The organism is Rhodobium orientis (assembly GCF_003258835.1).
Taxonomy (GTDB): domain Bacteria; phylum Pseudomonadota; class Alphaproteobacteria; order Rhizobiales; family Rhodobiaceae; genus Rhodobium; species Rhodobium orientis.
This window is the reverse complement of the sequence record NZ_NPEV01000097.1, coordinates 1-7097: the sequence shown is the minus strand read 5'-3', so window position 1 is coordinate 7097 and position 7097 is coordinate 1. Positions and strand designations below refer to the sequence as shown.

Genomic DNA, 7097 nt, shown 5'->3' with positions numbered 1-7097 from the left:
GTTTTTGGTTGTTGAACGTGCTTGCGGCCGTCAGACGGCGACGGAGTGCCGGGCCTTGTTGGCGGCGAAATAGGTGTCGAAGGCGGCGGCTGCGACGCGCACATAAGGCCGGCCGGCCGGGCGCACGGTGACGTGATAGCCGTCGACGTCGACGAGGCCGTCGGCGACCAGTTCGTCGAGCTGCTCGAGGGACTCGTGGAAGTCGGCCGGGTCGCGATGGAAGTGCGTTGCGATTTCGGCGAGGTCCACGTCGTAGACGGTCATCAGTCGCTCGATGATGGCCGCGCGCGTCCGGTCGTCTTCGCTGAGCGCCTTGCCGCGCACGATCGGCGGCATGCCCGCATCGACCGCCCGCTTCCAGCCGCCGATGTCCGGCGCGTTCTGGGCATAGCCCTGGGGCAGCTTGCCAATGGAGGAGACGCCGAAGCCGATCAGCGCATCGGCGCCGTCGGTGGTGTAGCCCTGGAAATTGCGGTGCAGGGTGCCCTCGCGGTCGGCGATCGCCATGGAGTCGTCGTTGTGGGCGAAATGGTCGAGCCCGATGGCGTGGTAGCCGATGGACTTCAGCGCGTCGCGCGCCGCCGTCGCCAGTTCCAGCCGCATCTCCACGCCCGGAAGGTCGTCCTCGTTGATCAGCCGCTGGTGCTTCTTCATCCACGGCACATGGGCGTAGCCGAACAGCGCCAGCCGGCTCGGCTGCAGCGCGGCGGCGGCCTCGGCGGTGGCGCGCATGGTATCGACGGTCTGCTTCGGCAGTCCGTACATCAGGTCCAGGTTGATGGCGTTGATGCCGTTCGCCTTCAGCGCGGCAACGGAATCCAGCACGTTTTCCTTCGGCTGGATGCGGCCGATCGCTTGCTGAACGTCGTAGGAGAAGTCCTGGACGCCAAGGCTCGCCCGGGTGATGCCGCAGTCTCCAAGGGTCTTGGCAAGTTCCGGCGTCACCGTGCGCGGATCGAGCTCGATCGCGTGCTCCAGATTGTCGGCGAGTGAGAACCCCTTTTGCAGCGCCTCGACCACGTCGCGGAAGGCGCGGTCGGGCAGAAGGCTCGGCGTGCCGCCGCCCCAGTGGATGTGGCTGACCGGCAGGCCGCCCGGCACCATGGCGCTGATCATCGCGATCTCGCGCACCAGCACCTCGGCATAGTCGTAAAGCGGGGCGTCCTTGTGTGTCACCTTGGTGTGACACCCGCAATAGTGGCACATCTCCCGGCAGAACGGCACGTGAAGATAGAGTGACAGTTCTGTGTCGGCCGGCAGCGCCCTGAGCCAGCCGGCATAGACCTCTCCTGTCACTTCCGGGCCGAAATGCGGCGCCGTCGGATAGGAGGTGTAGCGCGGAACGGAGCGGGTGGCGTAGCGTTCGGTGATTGTGTCCATGGATTCGATCTAATCTCTTGCCGTCTCGGGCTTCCTTGATCCCTGTCAAATTTTATAGACATCTGCCGGCCGATCAACTGCGGCGAATAGGGTCTTTATACACGATCGGCGGCGCGCGGACCCCTTGCCGGCGGGATCCCCGGGGCGGTTGAAAAAAGATGGGTCCGGCAAAGCCCGTAACGATGTCGCAGGCTTCGTTCGAAGCATTCTAAAACGAGAACAATAGTCAACACCCAGAGTCCACTTTTAGGGCCGATCGGGCGGAATTTTGCGTCCCATTGATATATGTTCAGGGAACCCCTTCAATCCATCAACAGCGCTGATATGTCCCTCGAACTGCAACACAATGACGCAGGCACAAATACCGTCAACCCTATGTGCTGACGGCTTTTTCGCGGATAGACGGGAAAAACGCGCCATCGTATATTAGAATTAATTGATATTTCTCAATGCTTTGGAAGCAGTCCAGTTCTAACTCTGGTCTGTCCGGCGCCTCTTATCGGACCGTCCTGGAAAGGGCTATCCACTTGATTGAATTACGCTTGAAGTCCCGGAGCCCTTGTATGATCATATGCCACCCGCCGCATGGCTGAATCGGCTGGGGCAGCGACATATTGATATAGATCAAAGCGGTGCCGTGGGAGTCATCCATAGGTAACCGTGGTGACCAGCGGACCCAATTCGGGGTCCGGTGGATGAAACTCAAACCATACTTAGGGCGGAACGATGGCTCGATCTGCTGAGGCAAAAAAACTGACGCTGGAGGAAGGCTTTTATGCCGCGTTCCTCGCAGTGTTGGCACTACTGTGCCTGGTGATCGCTGGCAAGGCGGTCGATCAGGTGATGGCGTTTCACGCCGCCGTCGGCGTCGTTTTTGCGGCGCTGGGCGTATTTTTGGTTTTCCGCGGGTACTCTGCACGGTCGGGCAATCCGCCGCGCGAGATCGACGGCAGGCCGAACTACAACTACGGACCCATCAAGTTCGCGGTCATTGCGGCCCTGTTCTGGGGCGTGGCCGGTTTTCTGGTCGGCGACTACATCGCCTGGGAGCTCGCCTTCCCGGCCTTGAACCTTGATTTCCCGCTGACCAACTTCGGGCGCCTGCGCCCGCTGCACACCTCCGCGGTGATCTTCGCATTCGGCGGCAACGTGCTCCTGGCGACCTCGTTCTACGTCGTCCAGCGCACCAGCCAGGCCCGCATGCCCGGCATCGTCACCCCCTGGTTCGTCATTCTCGGCTACAACGCCTTCATCGTCATCGCCGGCACGGGCTACCTGCTCGGCGTGACGCAGTCGAAGGAATATGCCGAGCCGGAATGGTACGCCGACCTCTGGCTGACCGTGGTCTGGGTCGTCTACCTCTTGGTCTATCTGGCCACCCTGTGGCGCCGCAAGGACTCCCACATCTACGTGGCGAACTGGTTCTACCTCGCCTTCATCATCACCATCGCGATGCTGCACCTGGGCAACAACGTCACCGTTCCGGTGTCGATGTTCGGTTCCAAGTCCTACATCGCCTGGGCCGGCGTCCAGGACGCCATGACCCAGTGGTGGTACGGCCACAACGCCGTCGGCTTCTTCCTGACGTCCGGCTTCCTGGCCATCATGTACTACTTCATCCCGAAGCGGGTGAACCGGCCGGTCTACTCCTACCGGCTGTCCATCGTGCACTTCTGGGCGCTGACCTTCGTCTATATCTGGGCCGGTCCGCACCACCTGCACTACACGGCTCTGCCGCAATGGGCCTCGACCCTCGGCATGGTCTTCTCGATCGTCCTGTGGATGCCGAGCTGGGGCGGCATGATCAACGGTCTGATGACGCTCTCGGGCGCCTGGGACAAGCTCAGGACCGATCCGGTCGTGCGCATGCTCGTCGTCTCGGTCGCCTTCTACGGCATGTCGACCTTCGAGGGTCCGATGATGTCGATCCGCGCGGTCAACCAGCTCTCGCACTACACGGACTGGACCATCGGCCACGTGCACTCCGGTGCCCTCGGCTGGGTCGGCTTCATCTCCTTCGGTGCGATCTACTGCCTGGTGCCGTGGCTCTGGGGCCGCAAGGCCGTCTACTCGCTGAAGCTCGTCTCCTGGCACTTCTGGGTCGCGACCATCGGCATCGTCCTCTACATCACGGCGATGTGGGTGTCCGGCATCCTGCAGGGCCTGATGTGGCGGGCCTATACCAGCCTCGGCTTCCTCGAATATTCGTTCATCGAGACGGTCGCGGCCATGCACCCGTTCTACGTCATTCGTGCGATTGGCGGCATCCTGTTCCTGCTCGGTGCCCTGATCATGGTCTACAACGTCTACATGACCATCCGCCACGGCGAGGCTGAGGAACCCTCAACCGCCGCCGCGCGTCCGGTTGCAGCCGAATAGGAGGTCAAGACCATGGCAAACAGGCACGAAATCCTCGAGAAGAACTCGATCCTCCTGTCGGTCGCCATCCTTGTGGTGGTTGCCGTCGGCGGCCTTGTCGAAATCGTCCCGCTTTATTACCTGAAGTCGACGATCGAGAAGGTCGAAGGGGTGCGCCCCTACTCGCCGCTGGAACTGGCGGGCCGCAACATCTACATCCGCGAGGGCTGCTACAACTGCCACTCGCAGATGATCCGCCCCTTGCGTGACGAGATCGAACGCTACGGTCACTTCTCGCTCGCCGCGGAATCGATGTACGACCATCCCTTCCAGTGGGGATCGAAGCGCACCGGCCCGGACCTTGCCCGCATCGGCGGCAAGTACTCCGATGAATGGCATCGAGAGCACCTGAAGGCGCCTCGCAACCTGGTGCCGGAATCGGTGATGCCCGGATATCCGTTCCTGGCCACGGCCAGTCTGGAAGTTCCGAACATCAAGGGCCACCTGGAAACCAACGCCATCGTCGGCGTGCCGTATACGGCCGATCAGATCGAGAACGCGGAAGCGGATCTCGCCATCCAGGCCAATCCGGAAGCCGACGGCGTCGATGCGTTCCTGGAACGTTACCCGAAGGCGGTTGTCCGTGACTTCGACGGCAATCCGAACGAGGTGACCGAAATGGACGCCCTCCTCGCCTATCTGCAGATGCTTGGTACGCTGGTCGATTTCTCGACATACAGCTACGAAGACCAAGCCAACATGAGATAGGAGCGACAGGATGTATGAAGATCTCGCTTCCTTCGCGCAGACGTGGGGACTCGTCTATTTCGTTATCCTTTTTGCGGCGGTCCTCGTCTATGCGCTGTGGCCGAGCAACGGCAAGCGTTTCCGCGATGCCGCCCGCATCCCCCTTCGGGAGGACTGATCCATGGCAAACGACAACAAGACTATCGACGAGGCGACCGGTACCGAGACCACCGGTCACGAATGGGACGGCCTTAAGGAGCTGAACACGCCGCTGCCGCGCTGGTGGGTAATGGTGTTCTACGCCTGTATCGTCTGGGCCATCGGCTACACCATCCTGATGCCGGCCTGGCCGCTGGTGTCGGGCTACACCACCGGCTTCCTCGGCGCCTCCCAGCGCTCGCAGGCGATCGCCGCCCACAATGCGGCGGTCGAGAGCCGGTCGGCGGCCGGCGGTGGCCTGGTCGACGCCTCGCTTGAGGAGATCCAGGGCAACCAGCAGCTTCTGGAGTTCGCCATGGCCAACGGCCGGGCGGCCTTCGGCGACAACTGCGCGGCCTGCCACGGCACCGGTGCCACCGGCGCCAAGGGCTATCCGAACCTCAACGACGATGCCTGGCTGTGGGGCGGCTCGCTCGACGCGATCCACACCACAATCCAGCACGGCATCCGCGGCGAGGATGACGACACCCGCGAGTCTCCCGTTGCCTATGCCATCGGCATGCAGGCCTGGGGCGACGACGGGCTCCTCAACGAACAGCAGATCCGCAACGTCTCCAACTATGTCGTGTCGCTGTCCGGCGGCGAGACCGAGAGCGGGGCCGATCTGGAAGCCGGCAAGACTGTCTTTGCAGAAAACTGCGCCGCCTGCCACGGCGACGAGGGCAAGGGAAGCCAGGATCTCGGCGCCCCGAACCTCACCGACAAGATCTGGCTTTACGGCGGCGATGTCGACACGGTTGTCGAAACCGTCACCCACGGCCGCAAGGGCGTGATGCCGTCATGGACCGGTCGTCTCGATCCAGTGACCATCAAGTCCCTTGCGGTGTACGTACACAGCCTCGGCGGCGGCGCCTGATCGCCGACGAGACTCCAAACGCGAAGGGCGGAGTTTAAATGAGAGCAGATACCCAGGGCGGCGGCGGCGGTCAGTCACCACTTTATGTCGCCGCCAAGAAGGTCTACCCGCAGGCGGTCAAGGGAACTTTCCGCAACATCCGCTGGGCGGTCCTCATCATCACCCTGGGTATCTACTACCTCCTGCCCTTCGTGCGTTGGGACCGCGGCCCCAACGCCCCGGATCAGGCGGTCCTGGTCGATCTGCCGGGCCGCCGCTTCTATTTCTTCTGGATCGAGATCTGGCCGCAGGAAGTCTACTACTTCACCGGCCTGTTGATCATCGCGGCGATGACGCTGTTCCTGATGAACGCCATCGCCGGCCGCGTCTGGTGCGGCTATCTCTGCTGGCAGACGGTCTGGACCGATCTCTTCTACGCGGTCGAACGCCTGATCGAGGGCGACCGGCGCGAGCGCATGAAGCTCGACAAGAAGCGCTGGACCGGCGAATGGATCCTGGAAAAGGTCTCCAAGCACACGATCTGGCTGTTGATCGCCTGGTGGACCGGCGGCGCCTGGGTGCTCTATTTCGCCGACGCGCCGACCCTCGTCAAGGATCTGGCGACCGGCCAGGCGCCCTTTGCCGCCTACATGTTCATCGGCATATTGACCTTCACCACCTACGTCTTTGCCGGCTTCATGCGCGAGCAGGTGTGCATCTATATGTGCCCGTGGCCGCGCATCCAGGCAGCGCTCACCGACGAGCACGCCCTCAACGTCACCTACCGCTACGACCGCGGCGAGCCGCGCGCCTCCGTCAAGCAGGCCGACAAGCTGCGCAATGCGGGCGAACAGGTCGGCGACTGCATCGACTGCAACCAGTGCGTCGCGGTCTGCCCGACCGGCGTCGATATCCGCAAGGGCCTGCAGCTCGGCTGCATCCAGTGCGGCCTGTGCATCGACGCCTGCAACACCGTGATGGATAAGGTCGGCCGCGAGGGCAACCTGATCGCCTACGACACCGACATCAACATCCAGCGCCGTATCGAAGGCAAGGAGCCGGTGTTCAAGCCGATCCGCGCCCGTACCATGGTCTATGTCGTGATGATCGCGCTGGTCGGCGCGCTGATGACCTTCACGCTGGCGACCCGGTCCTTCGAGGGCCTCAATGTCCTGCACGATCGCAACCCGCTCTACGTCCAGCTTTCCGACGGCGGCGTGCGCAACGGCTACACGATCCGCATCCTCAACAAGCGGACCGAGGAGCGCGTCTTCGTGATGTCGGTCGAAGGCATGCCGCAGGGCACGAAGATCCAGGCCGTCGGCATCGAGGAGACCGCCGCCGGCGATCCGGTGATCACGGTCGGCCCCGACCAGACCCGCGAGTTGCGCGTGCTGGTGATCGCCGATAGTAGTGCCAAGCTCGGCAAGTCGGCGCCGATCGCCTTCCGCATCACCGACACCGGATCGGGCGAGACGGTGAAGACCGAGGATTACTTCAAGGGGCCGTAAAGCGTCCTCCCAAAACGGTTTTCCGGCCCCCGCAGGGGGGCCGGGCC

General features: G+C 62.8%; 6 protein-coding genes. 5 read left to right on the top strand and 1 reads right to left on the bottom strand.

From position 1 onward, the window contains the following. Positions 1-30: 30 nt before the first annotated feature. On the bottom strand, positions 31-1380 hold the full coding sequence (hemN, locus tag CH339_RS23340) for an oxygen-independent coproporphyrinogen III oxidase (RefSeq protein ID WP_111436819.1): 1350 nt from the start codon (positions 1378-1380) through the stop codon (positions 31-33). Positions 1381-2106: 726 nt separating this feature from the next. Here hemN and ccoN point away from each other — a divergent pair. Genes ccoN through ccoG form a run of 5 tightly spaced genes read left to right on the top strand, consistent with a single transcriptional unit; the run spans position 2107 to position 7050 of the window. Beyond that, positions 2107-3759 (top strand): cytochrome-c oxidase, cbb3-type subunit I, encoded by a 1653-nt coding sequence (gene ccoN, locus CH339_RS23335; RefSeq protein WP_111436818.1) that lies wholly within the window; start codon positions 2107-2109, stop codon positions 3757-3759. 12 nt (positions 3760-3771) lie between these two features. Beyond that, on the top strand, positions 3772-4506 hold the full coding sequence (ccoO, locus tag CH339_RS23330) for a cytochrome-c oxidase, cbb3-type subunit II (RefSeq protein ID WP_111436817.1): 735 nt from the start codon (positions 3772-3774) through the stop codon (positions 4504-4506). Between the two features lie 10 nt (positions 4507-4516). Beyond that, positions 4517-4663: a cbb3-type cytochrome c oxidase subunit 3 gene (locus CH339_RS23325; RefSeq protein WP_111436816.1), complete on the top strand. Its 147-nt coding sequence runs from the start codon at positions 4517-4519 to the stop codon at positions 4661-4663. A 3-nt stretch (positions 4664-4666) separates the two neighbouring features. Further along, positions 4667-5560, top strand: a complete 894-nt coding sequence (gene ccoP / locus CH339_RS23320) for a cytochrome-c oxidase, cbb3-type subunit III (RefSeq protein ID WP_111436815.1) — start codon at positions 4667-4669, stop codon at positions 5558-5560. A gap of 38 nt (positions 5561-5598) precedes the next feature. Further along, entirely contained in the window at positions 5599-7050 is a 1452-nt protein-coding gene (gene ccoG / locus CH339_RS23315; protein WP_111436814.1) for a cytochrome c oxidase accessory protein CcoG, read from the top strand. Positions 7051-7097: the final 47 nt, after the last annotated feature.

Bases quoted from the DNA above. Each gene is read 5' to 3' on its own strand.
- CH339_RS23325 (WP_111436816.1), top strand. From the start codon at position 4,517: ATGTATGAAGATCTCGCTTCCTTCGCGCAGACGTGGGGACTCGTCTAT.
- ccoN (WP_111436818.1), top strand. From the start codon at position 2,107: ATGGCTCGATCTGCTGAGGCAAAAAAACTGACGCTGGAGGAAGGCTTT.
- hemN (WP_111436819.1), bottom strand. From the start codon at position 1,380: ATGGACACAATCACCGAACGCTACGCCACCCGCTCCGTTCCGCGCTAC.
- ccoO (WP_111436817.1), top strand. From the start codon at position 3,772: ATGGCAAACAGGCACGAAATCCTCGAGAAGAACTCGATCCTCCTGTCG.
- ccoP (WP_111436815.1), top strand. From the start codon at position 4,667: ATGGCAAACGACAACAAGACTATCGACGAGGCGACCGGTACCGAGACC.
- ccoG (WP_111436814.1), top strand. From the start codon at position 5,599: ATGAGAGCAGATACCCAGGGCGGCGGCGGCGGTCAGTCACCACTTTAT.